Genomic DNA, 26,270 nt, shown 5'->3' on the forward strand with positions numbered 1-26,270 from the left:
CTTTACCTGTCGATCATCCCCCACGGCACCGGCACACGTACGATGCCGGGATGAACACTGCAGGTCACTCGGAAGCAACGGCGCGCCGGGGCCTGGAACTCAACCCGTTCCGTGGCCTTCGATACGACCCCGACCGGGTCGGCAGTCTGGCCGCCGTCACCTCTCCTCCCTACGACGTCGTGGTCCGCCCCGACGGCCTGCACCACCTCCAGTCCGCCGACCCGCACAACATCGTCCGCCTGATCCTCCCGCAGGCCGCCACGCCCGAGGCCCGCAACGAACAGGCGGCCGACACCCTGCGCCGCTGGCTCGACGAGGGCGTCCTGACCGCCGATCCGGACCCCGCCCTCTACGTCTACGAGCAGCGGGACGGCGACGGCATGCTCCAGCGTGGCATCATCGGCGCCCTGCGGGTGTCCGAGCCCGCGGACGGCGTGGTGCTCCCGCACGAGGACGTCATGCCCCCGGTGGTCGCCGACCGCGCGGCCCTGATGCGGGCGACCCGAGCCAACCTGGAACCCCTGCTGCTGACCTACCGGGGCAACGGCGCGGCGGCCGAGGTCGTGGAGGAGACCGCCGAGCGGCCCCCGCTGCTGGCCACGACCACCGAGGACGGGTTCCGGCACCGGCTGTGGGCGGTCACCGATCCCGCCGACGTCCGCCGCATCCAGTCCGATCTGGCCCACCACCAGGCGCTCATCGCCGACGGGCACCACCGCTGGGCCACCTACCGGCGGCTGCGCGCCGAGCAGCCCTCCCCCAGCCCCTGGGACCACGGCCTGGTCCTGCTGGTCGACACCGCTCGCTATCCGCTGCGCGTCCGCGCCATCCACCGCCTGCTGCACCGGCTGCCGGTCGCGGACGCCCTGGCGGCCGTGAGCGGCCTGTTCCGGGTACGGCGGATCGACAAACCGCTGTCCGAGGCACTGGCGGCGCTCGCGGACGCGGCGTGCGCGGGCAACGCCTTCCTGTTCGCCGGCGACGGCACCTTCCACCTGGTCGACCGTCCCGATCCCGACCTGCTGGCCCGTACCGTCCCGGCCGACCGCCCGGCCGCCTGGCGCTCGCTGGACGCCACCGTCCTGCACGCCACGCTCCTCGACCACGTCTGGCACATCCCCGAGGACTCCCCGGCGCACATCGCCTACATCCACGACACCGCCGCCACCGTGGAGAAGGCCGAGCGCGACGGCGGTACGGCGGTCCTGCTGCACCCCGTCCACGAGGAGGTCGTGCGCGACCTGGCCCGGCAGGGCGTGACGATGCCCCGCAAGTCGACGTCGTTCGGCCCCAAACCGGCGTCCGGACTGGTGCTGCGGGCACTGGAGCTCTGACCCCGCACATACGAAAGGGCGGGACCCCGGGGGTCCCGCCCTTTCGTCATTCCTTCACCCGTCCGGGTCAGTCCTTGTCGCCCGGTTCGGGGGCGTCGGAGACCGGGGTGGTGTCGGCGGCGCTGTCGGCAGCGCCTGCCGCCTCGGTGGCGTCGGCGTCGGCGTCGGCGGTGTCATCGGCGGCCCGGCCGGCGCCCTCGCCGTCACTCTCGTTCTCGTTCTCGTCGAGGGCGTCGACGAACTCCACACCGTCCAGCTCCGCGAGCCGGTCGGAGGCGTCGGTGCTGCCGTCGCGGTCCGCCTCCACGGCCTTCGCGAACCACTCCCGCGCCTCGTTCTCCCGGCCCGCGGCCAGCAGCGCGTCGGCGTAGGCGTAGCGCAGCCGCGCGGTCCACGGTTGGACGGAGTTGGAGGCCAGCTCGGGGCTCTGCAGGGTCACGATGGCCGCGTCCAGCTGGCCCATGTCACGCCGGGCGCCGGCGGCGACCAGCCGCATCTCGACCTGACCGGCCTTGTCCAGCTTGTGCACCTCGGGAGCACCGGCCATGTCCAGCGCCTTCTCCGGACGGCCGAGCCCGCGCTCGCAGTCGGCCATGACCGGCCACAGCTCCGCGGAGCCGGTCATGCGCCGCGCGGCCCGGAACTCGCCGAGGGCCTCGCTGTACTTCTGGGTGGCGTACGCGGCGAAGCCGGCGGCCTCGCGGACGGCGGCCACGCGGGACGCCAGGCGCAGGGCCACCCGGGAGTAGCCGTAGGCGCCCTCGGGGTCCTCGTCGATCAGCCGCGCGACCATCACCAGGTTCTTCGCGACGTCCTCGGCGAGCGTCTTGGGCAGGCTCTGCAGCTCCTGCCGGACATCCTTGTCGATCTCGTCCCCGGTGACGTCCTCCGGGATCGGCAGCCGCTTGATCGGCTCACGGTCCCGGTCCCGCTCGTCGCGGAAACGGCCGGCGCCGCCACGGCGGTCGCCACCGCGGTCGTCCCGACGGTCGTCGCGGCCCCGGTACCCACCCGGACGGCCGCCGCGCTCGTCCCGGCGGGGCCCACGGGCACCGCCCCGGTCGTCACGCCCGCGGAAACCACCGCGTTCACCGCGGTCACCACGGTCGTCCCGGCCCCGGAAGCCACCGCGGTCCTCGCCACGCCGGTCGTCCCGACGGTCGTCCCGACGGAAGCCCCGGTCACCGCGGTCGTCGTCGCGGCGGCCGTAGCTGATCCGGTCGTCGTCGCGACGGAACGTGGGGCGGTCGCCACCGCGGTCGTCACGGCGGTCGTCGCGGCGGTCGTCGCGGCGGTCGTCGCGGCGGTAGGTGGGACGGTCGCCGCCACGGTCATCGCGCCGGCCGGCGTAGCCGCCACGGTCGTCGCGGCGGAAGCCACCGCGGTCGCCGCGATCACGGTCGTCGCGCTGGTACGCGGGACGCGAACCCCGGTCACCCTCACGCCGGTAGCCACCGCCACGGCTGTCACCACCGCGGTCATCGCGACGGTCGTCACGGCGGTCGTCACGGCGGTACGTGGGACGGTCACCGCCACGGTCATCACGCCGGCCGGCGTAACCGCCGCGGTCGTCGCGGCGGCCGTGGCCGCCACGGTCGTCGTCGCGACGGAACGTGGGGCGGTCGCCACCGCGGTCGTCACGGCGGTCGTCGCGGCGGTCGTCGCGGCGGTCGTCACGGCGGTAGGTGGGACGGTCGCCGCCACGGTCGTCGCGGCGGAAGCCACCGCGCTCGCCGCGATCACGGTCGTCGCGCTGGTACGCGGGACGCGAACCCCGGTCACCCTCACGCCGGTAGCCACCACCACGGCTGTCACCACCGCGGTCATCGCGACGGTCGTCACGGCGGTCGTCACGGCGGTACGTGGGACGGTCACCGCCTCGGTCGCCGCCTCGGTCGCGGTCGTCGCGACGGTCGTCGCGCCGGCCGGCGTAACCGCCACGGTCGTCACGCCGGCCGTAACCCCGGTCGTCACGACGGTCGTTGTCCCGACGGAAGCCACCGCGGTCGCCACGGTCACCGCTGTCCCGTCGCCGCTGGTCGCGCTCCGGTCGGTCGTCGGGAGAGTTGGTGGACATGGTGACTCCTGTCTTCGGTACACAAGCATTGTAAAAACGAAAGGACCCCTGGTCCCAGCTGAACGCTGGGACCAGGGGTCCTCCAAAGATTGTTCGGCGGTGTCCTACTCTCCCACAGGGTCCCCCCTGCAGTACCATCGGCGCTGTGAGGCTTAGCTTCCGGGTTCGGAATGTAACCGGGCGTTTCCCTCACGCTATGACCACCGAAACCCTAATGGTTTCGAGCGAACAAGCACACTTTTTACTTGTGTTGTTGTGTTCTACTCAAAGCCGGCAACGGTTCGTTGCCTCAGAACTAACACAGTGGACGCGAGCAACTGAGGACAAGCCCTCGGCCTATTAGTACCGGTCACCTCCACCCATTACTGGGCTTCCAGATCCGGCCTATCAACCCAGTCGTCTACTGGGAGCCTTACCCTCTCAAGGAGGTGGGAATACTCATCTCGAAGCAGGCTTCCCGCTTAGATGCTTTCAGCGGTTATCCCTCCCGAACGTAGCCAACCAGCCATGCCCTTGGCAGAACAACTGGCACACCAGAGGTTCGTCCGTCCCGGTCCTCTCGTACTAGGGACAGCCCTTCTCAATATTCCTACGCGCACAGCGGATAGGGACCGAACTGTCTCACGACGTTCTAAACCCAGCTCGCGTACCGCTTTAATGGGCGAACAGCCCAACCCTTGGGACCGACTCCAGCCCCAGGATGCGACGAGCCGACATCGAGGTGCCAAACCATCCCGTCGATATGGACTCTTGGGGAAGATCAGCCTGTTATCCCCGGGGTACCTTTTATCCGTTGAGCGACGGCGCTTCCACAAGCCACCGCCGGATCACTAGTCCCGACTTTCGTCCCTGCTCGACCCGTCGGTCTCACAGTCAAGCTCCCTTGTGCACTTACACTCAACACCTGATTGCCAACCAGGCTGAGGGAACCTTTGGGCGCCTCCGTTACTCTTTAGGAGGCAACCGCCCCAGTTAAACTACCCATCAGACACTGTCCCTGATCCGGATMACGGACCCAGGTTAGACATCCAGCACGACCAGACTGGTATTTCAACGACGACTCCACCCATACTGGCGTATGAGCTTCAAAGTCTCCCAGCTATCCTACACAAGCCGAACCGAACACCAATATCAAACTGTAGTAAAGGTCCCGGGGTCTTTCCGTCCTGCTGCGCGAAACGAGCATCTTTACTCGTAGTGCAATTTCACCGGGCCTATGGTTGAGACAGTCGAGAAGTCGTTACGCCATTCGTGCAGGTCGGAACTTACCCGACAAGGAATTTCGCTACCTTAGGATGGTTATAGTTACCACCGCCGTTTACTGGCGCTTAAGTTCTCAGCTTCGCCTGGACGAATCCAAGCTAACCGGTCCCCTTAACGTTCCAGCACCGGGCAGGCGTCAGTCCGTATACATCGCCTTACGGCTTCGCACGGACCTGTGTTTTTAGTAAACAGTCGCTTCTCGCTGGTCTCTGCGGCCACCCCCAGCTCACGGAGTAAATCCGATCACCGAGTGTGGCCCCCCTTCTCCCGAAGTTACGGGGGCATTTTGCCGAGTTCCTTAACCATAGTTCACCCGAACGCCTCGGTATTCTCTACCTGACCACCTGAGTCGGTTTAGGGTACGGGCCGCCATGAAACTCGCTAGAGGCTTTTCTCGACAGCATAGGATCATCCACTTCACCACAATCGGCTCGGCATCAGGTCTCAGACTATGTGCAAGGCGGATTTGCCTACCTCGCGTCCTACACCCTTACCCCGGGACAACCACCGCCCGGGATGGACTACCTTCCTGCGTCACCCCATCACTCACCTACTAACCGCTTGGTTCGGCGGCTCCACCACTCCCCTCAACTCCGAAGAGATCAGGGCGGCTTCACGGCCTTAGCATCACGATGCTCGATGTTTGACGCTTCACAGCGGGTACCGGAATATCAACCGGTTATCCATCGACTACGCCTGTCGGCCTCGCCTTAGGTCCCGACTTACCCTGGGCAGATCAGCTTGACCCAGGAACCCTTAGTCAATCGGCGCAAACGTTTCTCACGTTTGTATCGCTACTCATGCCTGCATTCTCACTCGTCAACCGTCCACAACTACCTTCCGGTGCTGCTTCACCCGGCAGACGACGCTCCCCTACCCATCCATACACCCGTTGGGGCTGTTGCATGAATGACACGACTTCGGCGGTACGCTTGAGCCCCGCTACATTGTCGGCGCGGAATCACTAGACCAGTGAGCTATTACGCACTCTTTCAAGGGTGGCTGCTTCTAAGCCAACCTCCTGGTTGTCTGTGCGACTCCACATCCTTTCCCACTTAGCGTACGCTTAGGGGCCTTAGTCGATGCTCTGGGCTGTTTCCCTCTCGACCATGGAGCTTATCCCCCACAGTCTCACTGCCGTGCTCTCACTTACCGGCATTCGGAGTTTGGCTAAGGTCAGTAACCCGGTAGGGCCCATCGCCTATCCAGTGCTCTACCTCCGGCAAGAAACACACGACGCTGCACCTAAATGCATTTCGGGGAGAACCAGCTATCACGGAGTTTGATTGGCCTTTCACCCCTAACCACAGGTCATCCCCCAGGTTTTCAACCCTGGTGGGTTCGGTCCTCCACGAAGTCTTACCTCCGCTTCAACCTGCCCATGGCTAGATCACTCCGCTTCGGGTCTTGAGCGTGCTACTGAAACGCCCTGTTCGGACTCGCTTTCGCTACGGCTTCCCCACACGGGTTAACCTCGCAACACACCGCAAACTCGCAGGCTCATTCTTCAAAAGGCACGCAGTCACGAGATACAGCAAGCTGTATCCGACGCTCCCACGGCTTGTAGGCACACGGTTTCAGGTACTATTTCACTCCGCTCCCGCGGTACTTTTCACCATTCCCTCACGGTACTATCCGCTATCGGTCACCAGGGAATATTTAGGCTTAGCGGGTGGTCCCGCCAGATTCACACGGGATTTCTCGGGCCCCGTGCTACTTGGGTGTCTCTCAAACGAGCCGCTGACGTTTCGACTACGGGGGTCTTACCCTCTACGCCGGACCTTTCGCATGTCCTTCGTCTACATCAACGGTTTCTGACTCGTCTCACAGCCGGCAGACTGTGAAAGAGAGATCCCACAACCCCGCATGCGCAACCCCTGCCGGGTCTCACACGCATACGGTTTGGCCTCATCCGGTTTCGCTCGCCACTACTCCCGGAATCACGGTTGTTTTCTCTTCCTGAGGGTACTGAGATGTTTCACTTCCCCTCGTTCCCTCCACACTGCCTATGTGTTCAGCAGCGGGTGACAGCCCATGACGACTGCCGGGTTTCCCCATTCGGAAACCCCCGGATCAAAGTCTGGTTGACGACTCCCCGGGGACTATCGTGGCCTCCCACGTCCTTCATCGGTTCCTGGTGCCAAGGCATCCACCGTGCGCCCTTAAAAACTTGGCCACAGATGCTCGCGTCCACTGTGCAGTTCTCAAACAACGACCAGCCACCCATCACCCCCGGTCAACAACCGGAGTTCACTGGGGCCGGCGACTGAGGAAGTTCATTCCCTCAGACACCCAACAGCGTGCCCGACACGATCAGCTGACCAGATCAGCGTTCCACGCTCCGAAGAGCAGTACTAGCGCCTGGTCCATCCTGGACCGTGCCGAATAATCAACGTTCCACCCATGAGCAACCAGCATCAGACGTTCGCTGATGTTCTGGCCTCTGACCGAGCAGGCTCGGTAAGAAGTGCTCCTTAGAAAGGAGGTGATCCAGCCGCACCTTCCGGTACGGCTACCTTGTTACGACTTCGTCCCAATCGCTAGTCCCACCTTCGACAGCTCCCTCCCACAAGGGGTTGGGCCACCGGCTTCGGGTGTTACCAACTTTCGTGACGTGACGGGCGGTGTGTACAAGGCCCGGGAACGTATTCACCGCAGCAATGCTGATCTGCGATTACTAGCGACTCCGACTTCATGGGGTCGAGTTGCAGACCCCAATCCGAACTGAGACCGGCTTTTTGAGATTCGCTCCACCTCACGGTATCGCAGCTCATTGTACCGGCCATTGTAGCACGTGTGCAGCCCAAGACATAAGGGGCATGATGACTTGACGTCGTCCCCACCTTCCTCCGAGTTGACCCCGGCGGTCTCCTGTGAGTCCCCATCACCCCGAAGGGCATGCTGGCAACACAGAACAAGGGTTGCGCTCGTTGCGGGACTTAACCCAACATCTCACGACACGAGCTGACGACAGCCATGCACCACCTGTACACCGACCACAAGGGGGCGCCTGTCTCCAGACGTTTCCGGTGTATGTCAAGCCTTGGTAAGGTTCTTCGCGTTGCGTCGAATTAAGCCACATGCTCCGCCGCTTGTGCGGGCCCCCGTCAATTCCTTTGAGTTTTAGCCTTGCGGCCGTACTCCCCAGGCGGGGAACTTAATGCGTTAGCTGCGGCACCGACGACGTGGAATGTCGCCAACACCTAGTTCCCACCGTTTACGGCGTGGACTACCAGGGTATCTAATCCTGTTCGCTCCCCACGCTTTCGCTCCTCAGCGTCAGTAATGGCCCAGAGATCCGCCTTCGCCACCGGTGTTCCTCCTGATATCTGCGCATTTCACCGCTACACCAGGAATTCCGATCTCCCCTACCACACTCTAGCTAGCCCGTATCGACTGCAGACCCGAGGTTAAGCCTCGGGCTTTCACAATCGACGTGACAAGCCGCCTACGAGCTCTTTACGCCCAATAATTCCGGACAACGCTTGCGCCCTACGTATTACCGCGGCTGCTGGCACGTAGTTAGCCGGCGCTTCTTCTGCAGGTACCGTCACTTTCGCTTCTTCCCTGCTGAAAGAGGTTTACAACCCGAAGGCCGTCATCCCTCACGCGGCGTCGCTGCATCAGGCTTTCGCCCATTGTGCAATATTCCCCACTGCTGCCTCCCGTAGGAGTCTGGGCCGTGTCTCAGTCCCAGTGTGGCCGGTCGCCCTCTCAGGCCGGCTACCCGTCGTCGCCTTGGTGAGCCATTACCTCACCAACAAGCTGATAGGCCGCGGGCTCATCCTTCACCGCCGGAGCTTTACAGCCTCCACCATGCGGTGGAAGCTCATATCCGGTATTAGACCCCGTTTCCAGGGCTTGTCCCAGAGTGAAGGGCAGATTGCCCACGTGTTACTCACCCGTTCGCCACTAATCCCCACCGAAGTGGTTCATCGTTCGACTTGCATGTGTTAAGCACGCCGCCAGCGTTCGTCCTGAGCCAGGATCAAACTCTCCGTGAATGTTTACCGGTAATCCGGATCAACACACACGAGAGCGGTGCGAGAGGAGGAATAGTCCCCTCGCACACAGCGTCCTCGCTGTGTTTTTCAAAGGAACCTCGTCCCAGCCGTGACGGCCGGAGACGGGGTATCACCATATCTGGCGTTGATTTTTGGCACGCTGTTGAGTTCTCAAGGAACGGTCGCTTCCTTTGTACTCACCCTCTCGGGCTTTCCTCCGGGCGCTTCCCTTCGGTCTTGCGTTTCCGACTCTATCAGATCTTTTCTCGATCCGATTTCCTCGGTGCTTTCCAGGTCTTCGCTCTCGCGTTTCCCTTTCCGGCGGTTCCGACTCTATCAGATCCTTTCGGCGTCCGATTCCCGGTCGGCGGGATTGTCTGGGGCTTTCGGCTTTCGCCCGTCGGCCTTTCGACATTCACTACGTTAGCGGAGTCCCCCGGGAACTCATAATCGAGTCTCGCGAGTTCGAATTAGGGCACGCGGGCGCGCCAGAATCGACCCCGCTGAGGGGTGGTAGCTAGGTAGTGGTTTGGCCGCTCCGGCTGCAGGCGATCGCCGTACCCGGTTCAGCGGCTCGGGCCACATTACGCACCTTCCAAGGTCGAGTCAACTTCGGCGGCGCCTGGGCACATGGGCCCGATAGGGGCTGACGGTCGGGTCGTCGGCCACCCAGTACCGCCAGGGATGGATCTCGCCGTCGCCGCCTTCGCCGGCCACTCCGGTGCGCGGGCCGTTGCGTACCTGGTCGGAGGTGACGGGAGTGCCGGTCAGGACCCTGAGGGGTGTCTCGCCCGGGGCGCACGCGTCCGTGCCGTCCAAGGCCCGGCCCACATCGAGGGCGGTGGCCAGACGGGCCGGCCCCTTGGCCAGTTCCTTGTCGTTCCGGGCCGAAAGTCGACGTCTGCGCGCCAGTTCGGCCCCTTCGATCACCTCCCCCGCGCGCAGCAGCACGGCACAGGCCCGGCCCTCCGGCCCACAGACCAGATTCATGCAGTGCCACATGCCATAGGTGAAATAGACGTACACATGACCGGGTGGGCCGAACATCACCGCGTTGCGGGCGGTGGGGCCGCGGTAGGCGTGCGACCCGGGGTCGTTCGGTCCGTCGTACGCCTCCACCTCCGTGAGGCGGACGGCGATCGGGCCGTCGGGGGTCGTCCGGACCAGAATGCGGCCGAGGAGGTCGGGTGCCACCTCGAGTACGGGGCGGTCGAAGAACTCTCGGGGCAGTGGCATACGGTCCGGGGGCGCGATCATGCCCTCCGAGGGTAGTCCAGACGTGGTGCGGTCCCGGCGGAACCGGTCGCGGCCCGATCGCGTTTGTAGGGGTCGAGGGTCCATTCGTAAAGGGAGAGTCATGGCGTTCAAGAAGCTGCTCGCGAGCCTCGGGGCCGGTGGGGCGTCGGTGGAGACGGTGCTGACCGAGTCCAACGTCGTGCCCGGCGGGGTCGTCCAGGGCGAGGTGCGAATCCAGGGCGGGTCGGTCAACCAGAACATCGAGGGCCTGTCGGTGGGCCTGCAGGCCAAGGTCGAGGTGGAGAGCGGCGACCAGGAGTACAAGCAGGACATCGAGTTCACCAAGGTGCGGCTGGGCGGTGCCTTCGAACTGCAGGCGGGTGCCGTGCACACGGTGCCGTTCGGCCTGGAGATCCCCTGGGAGACGCCGGTCACGATGATCGACGGGCAGGCCCTGCGCGGCATGCACATCGGTGTGACGACCGAGCTGGAGATCGCGCGGGCCATCGACTCCGGCGACCTCGACCCGATCAACGTGCACCCGCTGCCGGCGCAGAAGGCGATCCTGGACGGCTTCATCCAGCTGGGCTTCCGCTTCAAGAGCGCGGACATGGAGCGGGGCCACATCCGGGGCACGCGCCAGCGGCTGCCCTTCTACCAGGAGATCGAGTTCTACCCGCCGTCGCAGTACCGGGGCCTGAACCAGGTCGAGCTGAGCTTCGTGGCCGACGAGCACGCGATGGACGTCGTCCTGGAGATGGACAAGAAGTCGGGCCTGTTCAGCGAGGGATCGGACACCTACCGCTCCTTCCAGGTCGGTCTGAACGACTTCCACGGGACCGACTGGGCGGCTTACCTCAACCAGTGGCTGTCCGAGGTCGGCAGCAAGCGGAACTGGTTCTAGGCTCGGAGCCACCGAACGAGAACGATCAGGAGGTACCGAGGTGACCGAGCTCAAGCGACGGCCGCTCCCCCACGACTTCCATCCGCCCGTGCCGTCGTTCACGGTGACGAGTGAGGACATCGAGCCGGGAGCGACGCTGGGCAGCGCCCAGGTACAGGCGGAGGGGAACACCTCGCCGCAGTTGCGGTGGGACGGTTTCCCCGCGGAGACCAAGAGCTTCGCCGTGACCTGCTACGACCCCGACGCCCCGACGGGCAGCGGGTTCTGGCACTGGGTCCTGTTCGACATCCCGGCCTCCGTGACGGAGCTGCCGGCGGGTGCGGGCAGCGCGGGGTTCAAGGGCCTGCCCGAGGGTGCCGTGCACGCGCGCAACGACTACGGGTCGAAGGACTTCGGCGGCGCCGCCCCGCCGCCCGGGGACGGTCCGCACCGGTACGTCTTCACGGTGTACGCCGTGGACCAGGAGAAGCTGGGTCCGGACGCGGACGCCTCCCCGGCCGTCGTCGGCTTCAACCTGCGGTTCCACGCGATCGCGCGCGCCCAGCTCATCGGCGAGTTCGAGAACCCCGCCCAGGGCTGACGCGGCGCGGTTCCGCGGTCCGACGTTCATTGAACGTTTGCCCGCCTCTGGTCTTGGAAGTGATCAGAGGCGGGCACTTTTATTGCGTTGTCCATCTCGGCGCGCCCGTCCAGAGTTGATCCGAGCCCGCCGGGGGGTGGGCGGTGCACACGGGAGGTGGGCCGGATGCGTGACACGCTGGTGCTGAACGCGAGCTTCGAGCCGCTGTCGACGGTGACTCTGAACCGGGCCGTCGTGCTGGTCCTGCAGGACAAGGCCGTCGTCGAGCAGGCCCACCCCGAACTGCGCATGCGCGGTGCCGCTCTGGACATACCCGCGCCCCGGGTGATCAGACTCTGCAGATACGTACGGGTGCCGTTCCGAAGACAAGCCCCGTGGTCGAGACGGGGGGTGCTGGTCAGGGACCGGCACAGATGCGCGTACTGCGGGCGCAGGGCGACGACCGTCGACCACGTGGTGCCGCGGGCGCAGGGTGGGCAGGACACGTGGCTGAACACGGTGGCCGCGTGCGCGGAGGACAACCACCGCAAGGCGAACCGCACTCCGGAGGAGGCGGGGATGGCCCTGCTCCGGGAGCCGTTCGAGCCGACTCCGGCGGACGCGATGCTGTTGGCCCTGGGGCAGGACGACATGGCCGCCCTTCCCGACTGGCTCGCCCGGGCCGCGGCCTGAACGGCCGTAGCCTCGCGGTGCTCCGCGCCCCCGGTGGGGCGCGGAGCGGGACCGGCGGGGTGGCGGGTCCCTAGTCGATGCTCGGCTTCTCGCGGCGTTCGCCTGCGGGACCGTTGTTCTGGGACGGGACGGAGGCGCCGCCGCCGTTGCCGCCACCGCCGAAGGGGCCGAAGTTGCCCATCGCTCCGGACAGGCCCTTGAGGGCGTCGCCGATCTCGCTGGGGACGATCCAGAGCTTGTTGGCGTCGCCCTCGGCGATCTTCGGGAGCATCTGCAGGTACTGGTAGGACAGGAGTTTCTGGTCCGGGTCGCCCGCGTGGATGGCCTCGAAGACCGTGCGGACGGCCTGGGCCTCGCCCTCGGCGCGCAGTGCGGCGGCCTTGGCCTCACCTTCGGCGCGCAGGATCTGGGACTGCTTCTCGCCCTCGGCTGTGAGGATGGCCGCCTGGCGCGTGCCTTCCGCGGTGAGGATCGCGGCGCGCTTGTCGCGGTCGGCGCGCATCTGCTTCTCCATCGAGTCCTGGATGGAGGTGGGCGGTTCGATGGCCTTGAGCTCCACGCGGTTGACGCGGATGCCCCACTTGCCGGTGGCCTCGTCGAGCACGCCGCGCAGGGCCGCGTTGATCTCCTCGCGGGAGGTCAGGGTGCGTTCGAGGTCCATGCCGCCGATGATGTTGCGCAGGGTGGTGACGGTGAGCTGCTCGATGGCCTGGATGTAGCTGGCCACCTCGTAGGTCGCGGCCCGGGCGTCGGTCACCTGGTAGTAGATGACGGTGTCGATGTTCACGACCAGGTTGTCCTGGGTGATCACCGGCTGGGGCGGGAACGGTACGACCTGTTCACGCAGGTCGATGCGGTTGCGGATGGTGTCGATGAACGGCACCACGATGTTCAGGCCCGCGTTGAGCGTGCGGGTGTAGCGGCCGAAGCGCTCGACGATCGCGGCGCTGGCCTGTGGGATGACCTGGATGGTCTTGATCAGGGCGATGAAGACCAACACCACCAGAATGACCAGGACGATGATGACCGGTTCCATCGTGTACCCCGTACCCCTCTCCGCCTCGGCGCCTTCGGCGGACCCCGTGGTCGCCGAAGATCTTGCTGGTCGAGTCTGACAGACGGCCGCCCAACTCGTGGGCAGGATGCCTCAGATGACGATCGCGGTGGCTCCTTCGATGTCGACGACGTCCACCTCCTGGCCGACCTCGTAGGCGCGTGCGTTGTCGAGGGAGCGGGCCGACCAGATCTCTCCGGCGAGTTTGATGCGGCCGCCGGAGCCGTCGACGCGCTCCAGTACGACGGCCTGCCGGCCCTTCAACGCGTCGATGCCGGTGACGAGTTGGGGTCGCTGGTTGCCGTGGCGGGCCGCGATGGGCCGGACGACGGCGATGAGGGCGACGGAGACGACGACGAACGCGAGGACCTGGACGACGGCGTCGAGGCCGAGGCCGGCGGCGACCGCCGCCGCGACGGCGCCGACCGCGAGCATGCCGAACTCGGGCATCGCGGTGACCACGAGCGGGATTCCGAGCGCCGCCGCGCCGACGAGCCACCACACCCATGCGTCCATGTCGTTCACAGGGGTCATGGTAGGACCGCGGCCGGGCGGCGGACAGGGCGCGAAGGGGAGCGGGGAGGGCTCCCGAGGGGTCAGGACAGGGGCAGGCCCTGGGCGGTCCAGCGGTCGCCGACCTGCTCGACGACGAGCGGGAGGCCGAAGCAGAGGGAGAGGTTGCGCGAGGAGAGTTCGAGCTCGATCGGGCCCGCGGCGAGGACCTTGCCCTGACGGATCATGAGGACGTGGGTGAAGCCGGGGGCGATCTCCTCGACATGGTGCGTGACCATGATCATGGAGGGGGCGATGGGGTCGCGGGCGAGCCGGCCGAGGCGGCGGACGAGGTCCTCGCGGCCGCCGAGGTCGAGGCCGGCGGCGGGCTCGTCGAGCAGGAGCAGCTCGGGGTCGGTCATCAGGGCGCGGGCGATCAGGGTGCGCTTGCGCTCGCCCTCGGAGAGGGTGCCGAACCTGCGGTCGAGGTAGTCGCTCATGCCGAGGCGGTCGAGGAAGGCGCGGGCGCGCTGCTCGTCGACGTCCTCGTACTCCTCCTGCCAGCCGGCGGTCATGCCGTAGGCGGCGGTGAGGACCGTCTGCAGGACCGTCTGGCGCTTGGGGAGCTTCTCGGCCAGGGCGATGCCGGCGACGCCGATGCGGGGGCGCAGCTCGAAGACGTCGGTGCCGGGGGTGCCGAGGGTCTCGCCGAGGATGGTGGCGGTGCCCTTGCTGGGGTAGAGGTAGCTGGAGGCGACGTTCAGGAGGGTGGTCTTGCCGGCGCCGTTGGGGCCGAGGATGACCCAGCGCTCGCCCTCCTTCACCGACCAGGAGACCTGGTCCACCAGAGCCCGGCCCTCGCGGACCACGGATACGTCCTGAAGCTCCAGAACATCGCTCATGAGCGCGTTGTCTCCCCTTGCAGTGTGCCGGTCTCGGCTGTCGCGTACGCCTGTGGCTCGGTCCGCCGCGCCGGTGGGCGCAGCCCCCATGAAATCTACGCCACGAGCGCACCCCACCATTCCATCGGTCCGGTCCTTAGGGTGGGGGCATGCTGACGGAACCGCGTTCAGGACGCCTCGCCGCTTGGGGAAACGCCCTTTTGGCCGGACTTGTCTCTCCGGACGACGCCGCTCTCGCCATTGTGGGCGAGGACACGGTGCACCGGGTGGAGGGGCTTCCGGGTGAGCCGGCGCCGGTCGGGCTCACGCTGGCGCTGGGGCGGCTGCGGGCGCTGGGGGTGACCGGTCTGCGGGTGGCGCTGCCGGCTCCCGGTCATCCGCTGGGGCTGAGCGGGCCGCCGGAGTTCAACGCGCGGGCGCTGGAGGCGGAGGAGGCGGTGGTCTGCTTCGGCGCCGCGTTCGGGCTGGTGCCGGAGGCGTACGAGGCCGGGCCGGAGGGTGATGTGCACGCCGAGGTGGTCTGGCGGGTGCTGCCGGTGCGGGAGGCGCCGCCCGCGGACGTGCCGTCGCTGGGCGAGGCGGAGCGGGAGCTGGCGGAGGCCCTGCGGGAGGCGACCGAGGTGCTGGCGAAGCTGGATCTCGCCGGGTCGGGTCCGGTGGCGGAGGCGGCGATCGAGGCGTACCGGGCGCGGTCCGAGCGGGGCCGTGAGGTGCTGGCGCCGGGCTATCCGCCGCGGGCGGTGCGGGTGCTGGAGCTGGCCCAGCGGGTGGGGCTGCTGATTGCCCTGGCCCACGGCAACGGGCACGGGGCCGCGGTCACCGCCTCCGAGATGGCGGCCCGCTCGCAGGCGCTGCGTCCGGTGGAGCGGACGGCGCGGCGGGCGCAGGTGGCGGCGTACAACTCCATCGTGGAGGAGCGGGAGCGGGGGGTGCGCTGAGCCGGGGGGTGGTGTGGGTCCCGGGCGCACCGCGCGAGGTCCGCGGGGCGGGGGTCACCGGGGCTCCTGAGCCGTGGTGCCGCGGGGACCTCGCGCGTCGCGGACGGCGTCAGCCGTTGGTGGCCTGGTTGCCGAAGGCCGGGTTCGGGGCGCCGACGACGTCGACGGTCAGGCCGCTGGCGTCGACCGGGACCTCGTGCGCTGACGCGGGAGGTCTCCGCGGGGCTACGGGGGTCCGGGCCCCGGCCCTCGTTCGGGCCACTCGGACGACGAGCCGAAAACCCGACAGGCCTCCCGGTGGGCCCGGGAGGCCTGGGCTCGGTGGCCGCGGTGTCAGTGGTTGACGCCGAGGTTGCCGAAGGCCGGGTTCAGCGTGCCGATGACGTTGACGCTGTCGCCGACCACGTTCACCGGGACGTGCACGGGGACCTGGAGGACGTTGCCCGAGACGACGCCCGGGGAGCCGTGCGCCTCGCCGCCGGCCCAGGCACCGTTCGTGGCGGAGGCCGCGCCCGCACCGGCGGCGATCAGCCCCCCGGCCACCATCGTCACGGCCGCCGCCTTCTTCAGGTTCTTCACTTTCCAACCCCTCCTGGACGTTCACCGCGGTGTTCACCGCGGCACGCACTGGAGAACGGCGGGGATCGCCGGAGGATGCGCCATCCGGGTGACATTCCCACGACGGTATGAATCTCAGCCCGGAGCGGAACCGCGCCGATCCGTCGACGGCTGGTCGTCGGGTACGGACGTCTCAGCCGGTCACGCCGTGGCGGACGGCCCACAGGGCGGCCTGGGTGCGGTCGGCGAGGTCGAGCTTCATCAGGATGTTGGAGACGTGCGTCTTGACGGTCTTCTCGGACAGCACGAGGGCGCGGGCGATCTCCCGGTTGGAGCGGCCGTCGGCTATCAGGCCGAGCACCTCGCGCTCCCGGTCGGTCAGCGAACCCCCTCTGCCCTGACCGGAGTTGACCTCGTCCTGGGAGAGCAGGGCGCCGGCCACCTCCGGCTGGAGCAGGATGTGCCCGGCGTGCACGGAGCGGATGGCGCCGGCCAGGGCGTCGGGGTCCACGTCCTTGTACACGTACCCGGCGGCGCCGGCGCGCAGGGCCGGGACGACCGTGCGCTGTTCGGTGAAGCTCGTGACGATCAGCACGCGGGCGCGGTTGTCCAGTTCGCGGAGTTTGCGCAGGGCGTCGATGCCGTCGGCGCCCGGCATCTTGACGTCCATGAGGACGACGTCGGGCCGCAGCTCCTCGGCGCGGGCGACTCCCTCGGCGCCGTCGGCGGCCTCGCCGACCACCTCGATGTCGTCCTGCACCTCCAGGAAGGTGCGCAGGCCCCGGCGGACGACCTGGTGGTCGTCGACGATCAGCACCTTGATCCGGTCAGCCACCGGGGACCTCCATCTCGATCGTGGTGCCCTTGCCGGGCGCCGATTCCACGGTCAGCGTGCCGCCGACGCCGTCGGCGCGGTCCCGCATCGAGACCAGGCCCAGGTGGCGTCCGGCGCGGCGGACCGACCTGGGGTCGAAGCCGCGGCCGTCGTCGGTGACGCGCAGGACGGCGCCGCCGCCGCGCCGGTCCACGGTCACGTCGACCTGGTCGCCGCCGGAGTGGCGCAGGGCGTTGTGCAGGGCCTCCTGGGCCACCCGCAGCAGGGCCTCCTCCTGTGCGGCGGGCAGGGCGCGGAAGCCGTCGCAGGCGAAGGTCACGCGCGCGGTGTGGGCGCGGTCGAGGACCTGGATCTGGGTGCGCAGGGTGGCGATCAGGCCGTCCTCGTCCAGGGCGGCGGGGCGCAGCTCGACGACCGCGGCGCGCAGTTCGTCGGCCGCCTCGGCGGCGAGGGCGGCGACCTGGTGCAGCTCGCCCTTGGCGCGGGCCGGGTCGCGGTCGACGAGCGCGGCCGCGGCCTGGGCGGTCAGGCGCAGGGAGAAGAGTTTCTGGCTGACCGCGTCGTGCAGCTCGTGGGCGAGGCGGGAACGCTCCTCGGCGATGGTCAGCTCGCGGCTGCGTTCGTAGAGACGCGCGTTGGTGAGGGCGATGGCGGCGTGCTGGGCGAGCAGGGCGAGGAGTTCCTCGTCCTCCTCGGTGAAGCCGCAGCCGCCCGTGGGCCTGGGGCAGTTCTTGTTGGCCAGGAACAGGGCGCCGATGACCTCGTCGCCGTCCTTGACGGGCAGTCCCAGGAAGTCGGACATGTCCGGGTGGGCGGACGGCCAGCCCTCGAAGCGCGGGTCCTCGCGCACGTCGGCCAGGCGCTCGGGCCGGGCCTCGCGCAGCATCGCGGCGAGGATGCCGTGCTGGCGGGGCAGGGGCCCGATGGCCTTCCACTGCTCGTCGCTGACGCCGTCGACGACGAACTGGGCGAAGCCGCCGTGGTCGTCGGGGACCCCGAGGGCGGCGTACTGCGCGTCGAGCAGTTCGCGGGCGGAGGCGACGATCGTCTTGAGGACGTCGCGCACCTCCAGGTGCCTGCTCATGGCCAGCAGCGCGGCGCTGACCGCGGCGAGGCCGGACCGGGGGCCTTGACTCATGACCTCACGGTACCGGCGGGGTGTGACAGCGCGGATCGGACCGGTGGGGGCTCGGTCCGGTCCCATCGCCCTAGGTCGGGAGGGCTAGGTCCCGGGCGCTAGGTCGGGCGTCCCCGGGCGCGCGGTCTACGCCGAAGGGACCCGCCGGGCCCCGCCCCGCGCCCGAGGCGGCGGCGGGGCGGCCGTTCCTAGGTTGTGATCACCGCCCGGCGGGGGCGGCCAGCGACGAGGGGACGGATGTCATGCCGGTAGCGATCATCACAGGGGCGTCCAGGGGGCTCGGCCGGGCGCTCGCCGAGGCGCTGGCCGCCCGGGGGTGGGACCTGGTGCTCGACGCCCGGGGCGCGGGGCCGCTGCGGGAGGCCGCGGAGGCGGCCGAGGGGCGTGGCGTGCGGGTGGCGGCGCTGCCCGGGGACGTCACGGACCCGGGGCACCGGGCCGCCCTGGTGGCGGCGGCGCGCCGGCTGGGCGGGGCCGACCTGGTGGTGAGCAACGCGAGCGCGCTGGGCGCCGAGCCGCTGGTACCGCTCGCCGAGCTGCGCCTGGACGGGTTGCGGCGGGCGCTGGAGGTGAACGTGGTGGCGGCGCTCGGCCTGGTCCAGGAGGCGCTGCCGCTGCTGCGTCGGTCGCCGGCGGGCACGGTGATCGCGGTGAGTTCGGACGCGGCGGTGGAGGCGTACGGGACGTGGGGCGGTTACGGGGCTTCGAAGGCGGCCCTGGACCGGCTCGCGGCCGTGCTGGGCGCCGAGGAGCCGGCCCTGCGGGTGTGGGCGGTGGACCCCGGGGACATGGCGACGGAGCTGTACGCGGCCGCCGTGCCCGGTGACGACGAGCCGCGGCCGGCGCCCGCCGAGGTCGTGCCGGCGTTCCTGCGGCTGCTGGACGAGCGTCCGGCGAGCGGGCGGTACGCGGCGCCGGCCCTGACGGTGGGGCGATGAGCACGGCGGTGCGGGTGCCGGAGGAGCTGTCCGCGCGGGTGCCGGCCGAGCAGCGGGGGCCGGGTCTCGACCGGGACTCCGTGCGGCTGCTGGTGTCGCGCGGTACGGAGGTGACGCACCACGCGTTCGCCGAGCTGCCGCGGCTGCTGCGGGCGGGGGACCTGCTGGTGGTGAACACCTCGCCCACGCTGGCCGCCGCGGTGGACGGCCGGATCGGGCACGCGCGCGTGGTGGTGCACTTCTCCACGCGGGGTGACGACGGCCGGTGGGCGGTCGAGCTGCGTGATCCGGACGGAGCGGGCACCACGCGCGCGCGGACGGGTACGCGTGCGGGGACGGAGGTGGTGCTGCCCGGAGCGGGGGCGCTGGTGCTGGAGGAGCCGCTGAGCGCGCGCGGGGAGCGGCTGTGGTGGGCCCGGGCCGCGGGGGACGTCCGGCAGGCGCTGCGGGTGCACGGGCGGCCGATCCGCTACTCCTACACGGAGCGGGACCAGCCGCTGCCGGTGTACCAGACGGTGTTCGCGCTGCCCTCGGCGGACGGGGCGGGCAGCGCGGAGATGCCGAGTGCCGCGCGGCCCTTCACCGCGCGCCTGGTGACGGAGCTGGTGAGCCGGGGGGTGCAGTTCGCGCCGGTCACCCTGCACACGGGGGTGGCGTCGATGGAGGCGCACGAGCCGCCGTACCCGGAGCGGTTCGCGGTGCCGGAGGCGTCGGCGCGGGCGGTCGAGGCGGCGCGGGCGGGCGGCGGCCGGGTGATCGCGGTGGGGACGACGGCGGTGCGGGCGCTGGAGTCGGCCGCGGGGCCGGACGGCGCGGTGGGGGCGGCCCGGGGCTGGACGGATCTGGTGGTGACGCCCGGGCGCGGGGTGCAGGTGGTCGACGGGCTGCTGACCGGGCTGCACGAGCCGGAGGCCTCGCATCTGCTGATGCTGGAGGCGGTGGCGGGGCGGGCCGCGGTCGAGCGTGCCTACGCGGAGGCGCTGCGGGGCCGCTATCTGTGGCACGAGTTCGGGGACGTGCATCTCATCCTCCCCGCCGAGGCGGCTCACTGAGAGCATTGCGCCGGCAACTCTTCGTAAGAGACAGGCGTCGGCCATGTGAGCCCGCGCATAGGGCCCACATCACGTACGAAAGGGCATAGGAGATAAACACGCCCATATGAACGGGACAGACGGCCTAGTCTGTCCCGTTTTGCCCCTCCCTGATCCACTATCCCGGATAGTACGTCACACCTTTGCCTGGGCATTTTGCGCCCGCTAAGAATTGCTTCCGTCGCTCAGCGCCGTGGGTTTTCGCCCCGCGGCGTTCGTGTGGGAGGAGCCGATTCCCCCGGCGGACGCAGAGCGACCTCCGCGCCCGAACGAAGAGGTCCATCAGCCATGCCCAAGAACATCCTCAGTAGCCGTCTCAGTCGCACGCTGACCAAGCAGCAGCAGAAGATCGCCATCGCCGGCGTCGGCACCCTCGGCGTCGCCGCCCTCGCCTTCTCGGCCGTCCCCGGCAACGCCGAAACGGTCACCACCGGCGCACCGGCCGCCGCGTCCGCACAGGTCGCCGCCGCCCCGCAGGTGAAGAACGTCAAGGGCTCGCTGACCGACCAGCTCGCCACCGACACCGTCAAGCTCGACACCCTGGCCGCGCAGAAGAAGGCCGCGGCCGACGCCGCCGCCAAGAAGCAGGCCGCGGCCGACGCGAAGAAGAAGGCCGCCGACGCCGCCGCCCGCAAGGCCGCGCAGGACCGCGCCGCCCAGGCGCCCGCGAACCGCTCCGCGCAGCGCCCGCAGGTCCAGCTCGTCGCCGCGAAGACCTACGCCGACAACCTGGACGGCTGGATCCGGCAGTCCCTGGACATCATGCGCGCCAAGGGCATCCCGGGCAGCTACCACGGCCTGTACAAGAACATCATGCGCGAGTCCTCCGGCAACCCCCGCGCCATCAACGACTGGGACGTCAACGCGATCAACGGCATCCCGTCCAAGGGTCTGCTCCAGGTCATCCCGCCGACCTTCCACGCGTACCACGTCGCCGGCACCTCCTGGAACATCTACGACCCGGTCGCCAACATCACCGCCGCCGCCAACTACGCGGCCGACAAGTACGGCTCGATGGACAACGTCAACAGCGCGTACTGAGGTCGGCGCGGACCTCTGACACGACGCGGAAAGGGCGGCACCCCCTCGGGGGTGCCGCCCTTCGCGTGTCCGGCCGCGGTTACTTCCGCATGACCTCCGGCTCGTGCCGGCGCAGGAAGCGGGCGACGAGGAAGCCGCAGGCCACACCGAGGACGATCAGGGCGATCATGTCCAGGCTCCAGGCGCCCGCCGTGTGGTTCCACAGCGGGTCGGTGCTGGTCGGGTCATCGGCGTTCGGGGCGATGTTGTTGAAGTCCAGCGTGGCGCCCGCGGCGGCCACCGCCCAGCGCGACGGCATCAGGTACGAGAACTCGTTGACGCCCGGGGTGCCGTGCAGGGTGAAGAGGCAGCCGGTGAACACGACCTGGATGATCGCGAACATGACCAACAGCGGCATGGTCTTCTCGGCGGTCTTCACCAGCGAGGAGATCACCAGGCCGAACATCATCGAGGTGAAGCCGAGCGCCATGACCGGCAGGCACAGCTCCAGCAGCGTCGAGTGACCGAGGACGACCCCCTCCCCGGGGATCTCCCGGCTGGAGAAGCCGATCAGGCCGACCATCAGGCCCTGCAGCACCGTGACCGCACCGAGCACGACCACCTTGGACATCAGGTACGCCGAACGGGACAGGCCGGTCGCGCGCTCCCGCTCGTAGATGACCCGTTCCTTGATCAGCTCACGGACGGAGTTCGCGGCACCCGCGAAGCACGCGCCGACGGCGAGGATCAGCAGGACCGTGGTCGCGGTGCCGTTGGGCACGTGCAGCCCGGTCCTCGGGTTGACCGCCTCGTTGACCAGCAGCCCCTTGTCGCTGTCGATCAGCAGGCTGACCGCGCCGAGCACGGCGGGCAGGATCACCGTCAGGGCCAGGAAGCCCTTGTCGGAGGCGATGACCGCCACGTAGCGCCGGATCAGGGTCATCAGCTGCGAGCCCCAGCCCTGCGGCTTGGGCGGCTTGATGGCCTGCGGCGGCGGCATGTGTACGGACTGCGGGGCGACCGCGTCGATGTCCGCGGCGTACATCTGGTAGTGCTGCGAGCCCTTCCAGCGGCCCGCCCAGTCGTAGTCGCGGTAGTTCTCGAAGGCGGAGAAGACGTCGGCCCAGCTGTCGTAGCCGAAGAAGTTCAGCGCCTCCTCCGGCGGGCCGAAGTAGGCCACCGCACCGCCCGGCGCCATCACCAGGAGCTTGTCGCAGATCGCCAGCTCGGCCACGGAGTGGGTCACCACGAGGACCGTGCGGCCGTCGTCGGCGAGGCCGCGCAGCAGCTGCATGACGTCGCGGTCCATGCCCGGGTCGAGACCGGACGTCGGCTCGTCCAGGAAGATCAGCGACGGCTTGGTGAGCAGCTCGAGCGCCACCGAGACACGCTTGCGCTGGCCACCGGACAGGGACGTGACCTTCTTGTCCTTGTGGATGTCCAGCTTCAGCTCGCGCAGCACCTCGTCTATGCGGGCGTCGCGCTCGGCGGCCGTGGTGTCGGCGGGGAAGCGCAGCTTGGCCGCGTACTTCAGCGCCTTCTTGACGGTCAGCTCCTTGTGCAGGATGTCGTCCTGCGGGACCAGACCGATGCGCTGGCGCAGCTCGGCGAACTGCTTGTACAGGTTCCGGTTGTCGTACAGCACCTCGCCCTGGTTGGCGGGCCGGTAGCCGGTCAGCGCCTTGAGCAGGGTCGACTTGCCGGATCCCGACGGGCCGATCACCGCGATCAGGGACTTCTCCGGGACACCGAAGGAGACGTCCTTGAGGATCTGCTTGCCGCCGTCGACCGTGACGGTCAGGTGGCGCGCCGAGAAGGAGACCTCACCGGTGTCGACGAACTCCTCGAGGCGGTCGCCGACGATGCGGAAGGTGGAGTGGCCGACGCCGACGATGTCGTTCGGGCCGAGCAGCGCCGTACCGCCCTTGGCGATCGGCATACCGTTGACGTACGTGCCGTTGTGCGAGCCCAGGTCGCGGATCTCGAACCGGCCGTCGGGTGTGGCGTGGAACTCGGCGTGGTTACGCGAGACCTGCAGGTCGGAGACGACCAGGTCGTTCTCCAGGGCACGGCCGATGCGCATCACACGGTCGAGCGAGAACTGGTGGAACGTGGTGGGGCTGCGGTCGCCGTGGACCGGCGGCACCCCCGCGCCGCCACCGGGCGTCTTCTGCGCGTACTGCTCCGGCGGGACGCTCTGCTGCTGCGGGAACGGCGCGGCCTGCTGCGGTGGTTGCCAGTCGGCCTGCGGCGCCGGTTGCTGCGCCGGCGCCTGCTGCGCCCAGCCCGCTCCCGCCCCCTGCGCGGCGTACGGCGCCGCCTGCTGCTGGACGGCCGCGGCACCGGAGAGGTTCAGCCGCGGGCCGTCGGTCGCGTTGCCCAGGTACACCGCCGAGCCGGGGCCGATCTCCATGCGGTCGATCCGCCGGCCCTGCACGAAGGTGCCGTTGGTGCTGCTGTGGTCCTCGATGACCCAACTGCGGCCGTCGAAACTGACCGTGGCGTGGCGCCAGGAGACCCTGGCGTCGTCGAAGACGATGTCACCCTGCGGATCGCGGCCCAGGGTGTAGGGCCTGGACGCATCGAGCGTCCAGGTCCGTCCGTTTGATTCCAGTACGAGTTCCGGCACTCCATGCCCCACTGAGTTGTCCCCCGAATTTCCCCCATCACAGGGAGTCTAGGGATGTCGAACATCGTGGGGAACTATTTCAGGCTCGGCCCCATGACCGAAAGCCGGGCCTTGCGCACGGCGCCGGTGCGCGCATCAACTCGCCCCGTTGACGGGGTTGAAACCGGGCCGGAGAGTGGTAATCCCCCGCGAGGGGGACGAGCGCGGCCTCGGGACCGCGCCGCGGATCGGGGGGTCTGCCATGAGTGCCAGGGGCGTCGGGACCGCACGGCACGGCACACGGCTGCCGTGGGCGGACATCCTGCTGTCCGCGATCGCCGCCGTGAGCTGGGCGTTGATAGGGATGGCGGGCACGGCCGCGCTGGGTCTGCACCTGCTGCGGGCGGACACCGAGGGCTCTCTCGGCCCCATGACGGCGGCTGTCGTGGCCCTCGGGGCGGGTGGTTCGGTGTCACCATCGGGCGATGTGTCCGCTTTCGGGCTGAAGGGCGCCGAGGCCCACACGGCCGTCGAGATCACGCCACTCGGGGTGAGCCTGGTCGGAGCCCTGCTGCTGGCGTGGTTCTTCCTGCGGTCCCTGCGCACGGCCGGAGTTGTGATCGCGCCGGCCGAACTCCTCGCCCGCGCGGGCTCGGTGACCGCCCTGTTCGTGGCGACGCTGGGCGGCCTCGCGTGGGCGGGGCACGACGTCGTCACGATCGACGGCGGCGCGCTCGGCCTCGACCGGCTGCCGGGCGGCGCGGGCAAGGGCGGCGGCCTCGACATCCCCGGCGTGGGCGACGTCGGCGGCCTGCTGCCGGACCGGATCGGCGACCTGATCCACGCCAAGGCGGCCGTCGGCTTCACCGTGGACACCGCGCCCACCCTGCTCGGCGGCCTCGGCTGGTGCGCCGGTGTCCTGCTGATCGCCCTGTTCGCCTCCCGCCGCACCCCGCTGCCGGCCGGCTGGGACGCCGTGCACCGGGTGGTGCGGCCCGCCGTCTCGGCCCTCGTCACCGTGCTGCTCGTGGCCGTGGCCGCCGGGCTCGCGGCGGCAGTGTACGCGGCGATCGGCGACGACCACCCGCGCCGGATCGCGGGCGCGGCCCTGCTGGGCGCCCCCAACGGCGTGTGGCTCGGCGTCCCCATCGGTCTCTTCGTCCCCTGGGACGGCCGGGCGACCGGCGTCCTCGGCACCGTGCTGCCCGACCCGCTCGACCGGCTCCTGAGCTCGAACTCCGACGAGCCCGTCACGCTGGGCCGGCTGGCCGAGCTGGACGGGCGGGTGTGGCTGCTCGCGGTCGCGGCGGCGCTGATGATGCTGCTCGCCGGAGTGCTCACGGCGGTACGGACCCCGGTGGACGGGCGGGTCGGCGCGGCGGGGTTCGCCGGGCGTTGCGCCCTGCGGCTCGGGACGGTGACCGCGCTCGCCCTGCCCTTCCTCGGCCGGCTGGCGGACGTGTCGGTGACCGCCTCCCTGTCCGTGCTCGGCTTCGACGCCTTCGGCGCGGGCATCGAACTGCACGGACACCTGGGCACGGCGCTGCTCCTGGGCGCCGTCTGGGGCGCCGGCGCCGGGGCGGTGGGAGCACTGCTGGCGCGGGCGACGGGGGCGGCGGGGGTCCGCGCGGTGCTGCCGGGCCGGGACACGGGGACCGGCGCGGCCGGCCCCCGGGACCCGCGCGGCCCTGGCGGGCCAGGCGGGCCAGGCGGCCCAAGCAGGTCGGGCGGGTCGGGCGGCTCGGGCGGCTTCGCGGGAAGCGGGCGGCCGGGGAGCGGGAGCGTCGGCGGCCGCGCCGGGGGCGGCGGCACCGGGGGTGGTGAAGCCGGGCCGTACCTGCCGAACAGGCCGTACCGGCCGCCGAATCCCGACACCAACCCCTATCTCGAGGTGCCGCGGGAGCTGAGGGCGGAGCCCGAGGACGCGAGGCCTCCGGCGGCCGGGGACGCGAGGCCTCCGACGGCCGGGGACACGAGGCCTCCGACGGCCGGGGACACGAGGCCTCCGACGGCCGGGGACGAGGTGCACGGCGCTCCCACCGTCGTCCGGCCGCTCGGGCAGACTCCCCCGACGCCCCGCGGACGGGGGCGCGCGCCGGGCCGGCCGGGCGGCCAGGGCTCGCCGGACGACGGGCAGGCCGGGCCTCCCCCACCGCCCCCGCTCCCGCCGCGGCCGAAGGGCGGCCCGACCGGTGGCCCAGGGGGTGGACCGCGCCGGTGAGACCGCCCGGCGATGCGCCCGGCTCCGGCGGCGGACGGCGGCGTCCTCCCCACCCACTGCGCCCACTTCCACCACGACCGAAGAGCGGACCGGCCCATGGCCCACTTGGCGGGCCGGGGCGGCGAGCCCGGCCCGGCGAGCCAGCCTCCTCGGCGGCGGACGCAGCCCTGCGGCAGGCGCCCGCGTGCCCCGGGGCCGCACTCCGTGGCACAGTCGTGGTGGGGCCGGAACCGTGCCGTGCCGTCCGCGTCGTCCGCGCCCGCGAGCGGGCGGTGCGGGCGGATCGGGCGGATCGGGCACGTCGGGCGGACGTCGGTTCCGGGCAAGGTTCGCGACACCGGCCGGACACCCATTGTTCCGTGTCCGTCAGGCGGACCGGGCGGGCGGAAGGCACTGGGTGCCGGA

At 69.4% G+C, this 26,270-nt stretch carries 20 protein-coding genes and 3 rRNA genes; 9 read left to right on the top strand and 14 right to left on the bottom strand.

Going from position 1 to position 26,270, the window contains the following annotated elements:
* Positions 1-50 precede the first annotated feature (50 nt).
* A complete protein-coding gene (locus B446_RS09220) occupies positions 51-1,334 on the top strand; it encodes a DUF1015 domain-containing protein (RefSeq protein WP_043475160.1) in 1,284 nt (427 codons plus the stop codon).
* 67 nt (positions 1,335-1,401) lie between these two features.
* Here B446_RS09220 and B446_RS09225 read toward each other — a convergent pair whose 3' ends face one another.
* The 6 genes from B446_RS09225 to B446_RS09250 form a co-directional block, all read right to left on the bottom strand.
* Positions 1,402-2,235: a tetratricopeptide repeat protein gene (locus B446_RS09225; RefSeq protein WP_202807765.1), complete on the bottom strand. Its 834-nt coding sequence runs from the start codon at positions 2,233-2,235 to the stop codon at positions 1,402-1,404.
* Positions 2,127-3,353, bottom strand: coding sequence for a hypothetical protein (locus B446_RS39480; RefSeq protein WP_234967994.1), 1,227 nt, complete (start codon positions 3,351-3,353; stop codon positions 2,127-2,129). The genes B446_RS09225 and B446_RS39480 overlap by 109 nt, the downstream gene beginning before the upstream one ends.
* A 149-nt stretch (positions 3,354-3,502) precedes the next feature.
* Positions 3,503-3,619, bottom strand: a 5S ribosomal RNA gene (rrf, locus tag B446_RS09235).
* A 111-nt stretch (positions 3,620-3,730) separates the two neighbouring features.
* A 23S ribosomal RNA gene (locus B446_RS09240) occupies positions 3,731-6,850 on the bottom strand.
* A 302-nt stretch (positions 6,851-7,152) separates the two neighbouring features.
* A 16S ribosomal RNA gene (locus B446_RS09245) occupies positions 7,153-8,678 on the bottom strand.
* The 16S, 23S and 5S rRNA genes sit together here, the layout of an rRNA operon.
* 606 nt (positions 8,679-9,284) lie before the next feature.
* Entirely contained in the window at positions 9,285-9,935 is a 651-nt protein-coding gene (locus B446_RS09250) for a DNA-3-methyladenine glycosylase (RefSeq protein ID WP_020939156.1), read from the bottom strand.
* Between the two features lie 100 nt (positions 9,936-10,035).
* Here B446_RS09250 and B446_RS09255 point away from each other — a divergent pair, with 100 nt between their 5' ends.
* The 3 genes from B446_RS09255 (at position 10,036) to B446_RS09265 (ending at position 12,070) form a co-directional block, all read left to right on the top strand.
* Positions 10,036-10,818, top strand: a complete 783-nt coding sequence (locus B446_RS09255) for a sporulation protein (RefSeq protein ID WP_020939157.1) — start codon at positions 10,036-10,038, stop codon at positions 10,816-10,818.
* Between the two features lie 40 nt (positions 10,819-10,858).
* The gene (locus B446_RS09260; protein WP_020939158.1) at positions 10,859-11,398 is read left to right on the top strand and encodes a YbhB/YbcL family Raf kinase inhibitor-like protein; all 540 of its coding nucleotides are present in this window, start codon (positions 10,859-10,861) and stop codon (positions 11,396-11,398) included.
* Between the two features lie 165 nt (positions 11,399-11,563).
* Positions 11,564-12,070 (top strand): HNH endonuclease, encoded by a 507-nt coding sequence (locus B446_RS09265; RefSeq protein WP_020939159.1) that lies wholly within the window; start codon positions 11,564-11,566, stop codon positions 12,068-12,070.
* A 70-nt stretch (positions 12,071-12,140) separates the two neighbouring features.
* Here the strand turns inward: B446_RS09265 and B446_RS09270 are convergent, their stop codons facing one another.
* The 3 genes from B446_RS09270 to B446_RS09280 all read right to left on the bottom strand — a co-directional run bounded on the left by B446_RS09270 (position 12,141) and on the right by B446_RS09280 (position 14,518).
* The gene (locus B446_RS09270; protein WP_020939160.1) at positions 12,141-13,106 is read right to left on the bottom strand and encodes an SPFH domain-containing protein; all 966 of its coding nucleotides are present in this window, start codon (positions 13,104-13,106) and stop codon (positions 12,141-12,143) included.
* Between the two features lie 111 nt (positions 13,107-13,217).
* Complete coding sequence (locus B446_RS09275) at positions 13,218-13,649, bottom strand: NfeD family protein (protein WP_020939161.1); 432 nt, start codon at positions 13,647-13,649, stop codon at positions 13,218-13,220.
* A gap of 71 nt (positions 13,650-13,720) precedes the next feature.
* Positions 13,721-14,518, bottom strand: coding sequence for an ABC transporter ATP-binding protein (locus B446_RS09280; protein ID WP_020939162.1), 798 nt, complete (start codon positions 14,516-14,518; stop codon positions 13,721-13,723).
* A gap of 149 nt (positions 14,519-14,667) precedes the next feature.
* Here B446_RS09280 and B446_RS09285 point away from each other — a divergent pair, with 149 nt between their 5' ends.
* Positions 14,668-15,456 carry a hypothetical protein gene (locus B446_RS09285; RefSeq protein WP_020939163.1) on the top strand — a complete coding sequence of 263 codons (789 nt, stop codon included), beginning with the start codon at positions 14,668-14,670 and terminating at the stop codon, positions 15,454-15,456.
* A 109-nt stretch (positions 15,457-15,565) separates the two neighbouring features.
* Here B446_RS09285 and B446_RS41095 read toward each other — a convergent pair whose 3' ends face one another.
* The 4 genes from B446_RS41095 to B446_RS09300 all read right to left on the bottom strand — a co-directional run bounded on the left by B446_RS41095 (position 15,566) and on the right by B446_RS09300 (position 17,987).
* Positions 15,566-15,718: a chaplin family protein gene (locus B446_RS41095; RefSeq protein WP_158506749.1), complete on the bottom strand. Its 153-nt coding sequence runs from the start codon at positions 15,716-15,718 to the stop codon at positions 15,566-15,568.
* Positions 15,719-15,789: 71 nt separating this feature from the next.
* On the bottom strand, positions 15,790-16,035 hold the full coding sequence (locus B446_RS09290) for a chaplin (protein ID WP_020939164.1): 246 nt from the start codon (positions 16,033-16,035) through the stop codon (positions 15,790-15,792).
* A gap of 172 nt (positions 16,036-16,207) precedes the next feature.
* Positions 16,208-16,849 (bottom strand): response regulator, encoded by a 642-nt coding sequence (locus B446_RS09295; protein ID WP_020939165.1) that lies wholly within the window; start codon positions 16,847-16,849, stop codon positions 16,208-16,210.
* Positions 16,842-17,987, bottom strand: coding sequence for a GAF domain-containing sensor histidine kinase (locus tag B446_RS09300; RefSeq protein ID WP_020939166.1), 1,146 nt, complete (start codon positions 17,985-17,987; stop codon positions 16,842-16,844). The genes B446_RS09295 and B446_RS09300 overlap by 8 nt, the downstream gene beginning before the upstream one ends.
* A gap of 242 nt (positions 17,988-18,229) precedes the next feature.
* Between B446_RS09300 and B446_RS09305 the strand changes: the two genes are divergently transcribed.
* From B446_RS09305 to B446_RS09315, 3 genes are all read left to right on the top strand, one after another.
* Positions 18,230-18,925, top strand: coding sequence for an SDR family NAD(P)-dependent oxidoreductase (locus B446_RS09305; protein ID WP_020939167.1), 696 nt, complete (start codon positions 18,230-18,232; stop codon positions 18,923-18,925).
* Entirely contained in the window at positions 18,922-19,977 is a 1,056-nt protein-coding gene (locus B446_RS09310) for an S-adenosylmethionine:tRNA ribosyltransferase-isomerase (RefSeq protein WP_043475169.1), read from the top strand. Before B446_RS09305 ends, B446_RS09310 begins: the two co-directional genes overlap by 4 nt.
* Positions 19,978-20,304: 327 nt before the next feature.
* Positions 20,305-21,057 carry a transglycosylase SLT domain-containing protein gene (locus tag B446_RS09315; RefSeq protein ID WP_020939169.1) on the top strand — a complete coding sequence of 251 codons (753 nt, stop codon included), beginning with the start codon at positions 20,305-20,307 and terminating at the stop codon, positions 21,055-21,057.
* A gap of 79 nt (positions 21,058-21,136) precedes the next feature.
* Here B446_RS09315 and B446_RS09320 read toward each other — a convergent pair whose 3' ends face one another.
* Entirely contained in the window at positions 21,137-23,665 is a 2,529-nt protein-coding gene (locus B446_RS09320; RefSeq protein ID WP_020939170.1) for an FHA domain-containing protein, read from the bottom strand.
* A 241-nt stretch (positions 23,666-23,906) separates the two neighbouring features.
* On the opposite strand from B446_RS09320, the gene B446_RS09325 reads away from it, so the two are divergent.
* A complete protein-coding gene (locus B446_RS09325) occupies positions 23,907-25,865 on the top strand; it encodes a streptophobe family protein (protein WP_020939171.1) in 1,959 nt (652 codons plus the stop codon).
* Positions 25,866-26,270 lie beyond the last annotated feature (405 nt).

Origin of the sequence: Streptomyces collinus Tu 365 (assembly GCF_000444875.1) — a bacterium.
GTDB lineage: Bacteria > Actinomycetota > Actinomycetes > Streptomycetales > Streptomycetaceae > Streptomyces > Streptomyces collinus_A.

What these genes read in the sequence shown, in the direction of transcription:
- B446_RS09220 (WP_043475160.1), top strand. Translation starts at nt 51, where the DNA reads ATGAACACTGCAGGTCACTCGGAAGCAACGGCGCGCCGGGGCCTGGAA.
- B446_RS09250 (WP_020939156.1), bottom strand. Translation starts at nt 9,935, where the DNA reads ATGATCGCGCCCCCGGACCGTATGCCACTGCCCCGAGAGTTCTTCGAC.
- B446_RS09255 (WP_020939157.1), top strand. Translation starts at nt 10,036, where the DNA reads ATGGCGTTCAAGAAGCTGCTCGCGAGCCTCGGGGCCGGTGGGGCGTCG.
- B446_RS09265 (WP_020939159.1), top strand. Translation starts at nt 11,564, where the DNA reads ATGCGTGACACGCTGGTGCTGAACGCGAGCTTCGAGCCGCTGTCGACG.
- B446_RS09270 (WP_020939160.1), bottom strand. Translation starts at nt 13,106, where the DNA reads ATGGAACCGGTCATCATCGTCCTGGTCATTCTGGTGGTGTTGGTCTTC.
- B446_RS09280 (WP_020939162.1), bottom strand. Translation starts at nt 14,518, where the DNA reads ATGAGCGATGTTCTGGAGCTTCAGGACGTATCCGTGGTCCGCGAGGGC.
- B446_RS09285 (WP_020939163.1), top strand. Translation starts at nt 14,668, where the DNA reads ATGCTGACGGAACCGCGTTCAGGACGCCTCGCCGCTTGGGGAAACGCC.
- B446_RS09300 (WP_020939166.1), bottom strand. Translation starts at nt 17,987, where the DNA reads ATGAGTCAAGGCCCCCGGTCCGGCCTCGCCGCGGTCAGCGCCGCGCTG.
- B446_RS09305 (WP_020939167.1), top strand. Translation starts at nt 18,230, where the DNA reads ATGCCGGTAGCGATCATCACAGGGGCGTCCAGGGGGCTCGGCCGGGCG.
- B446_RS09310 (WP_043475169.1), top strand. Translation starts at nt 18,922, where the DNA reads ATGAGCACGGCGGTGCGGGTGCCGGAGGAGCTGTCCGCGCGGGTGCCG.
- B446_RS09315 (WP_020939169.1), top strand. Translation starts at nt 20,305, where the DNA reads ATGCCCAAGAACATCCTCAGTAGCCGTCTCAGTCGCACGCTGACCAAG.
- B446_RS09325 (WP_020939171.1), top strand. Translation starts at nt 23,907, where the DNA reads ATGAGTGCCAGGGGCGTCGGGACCGCACGGCACGGCACACGGCTGCCG.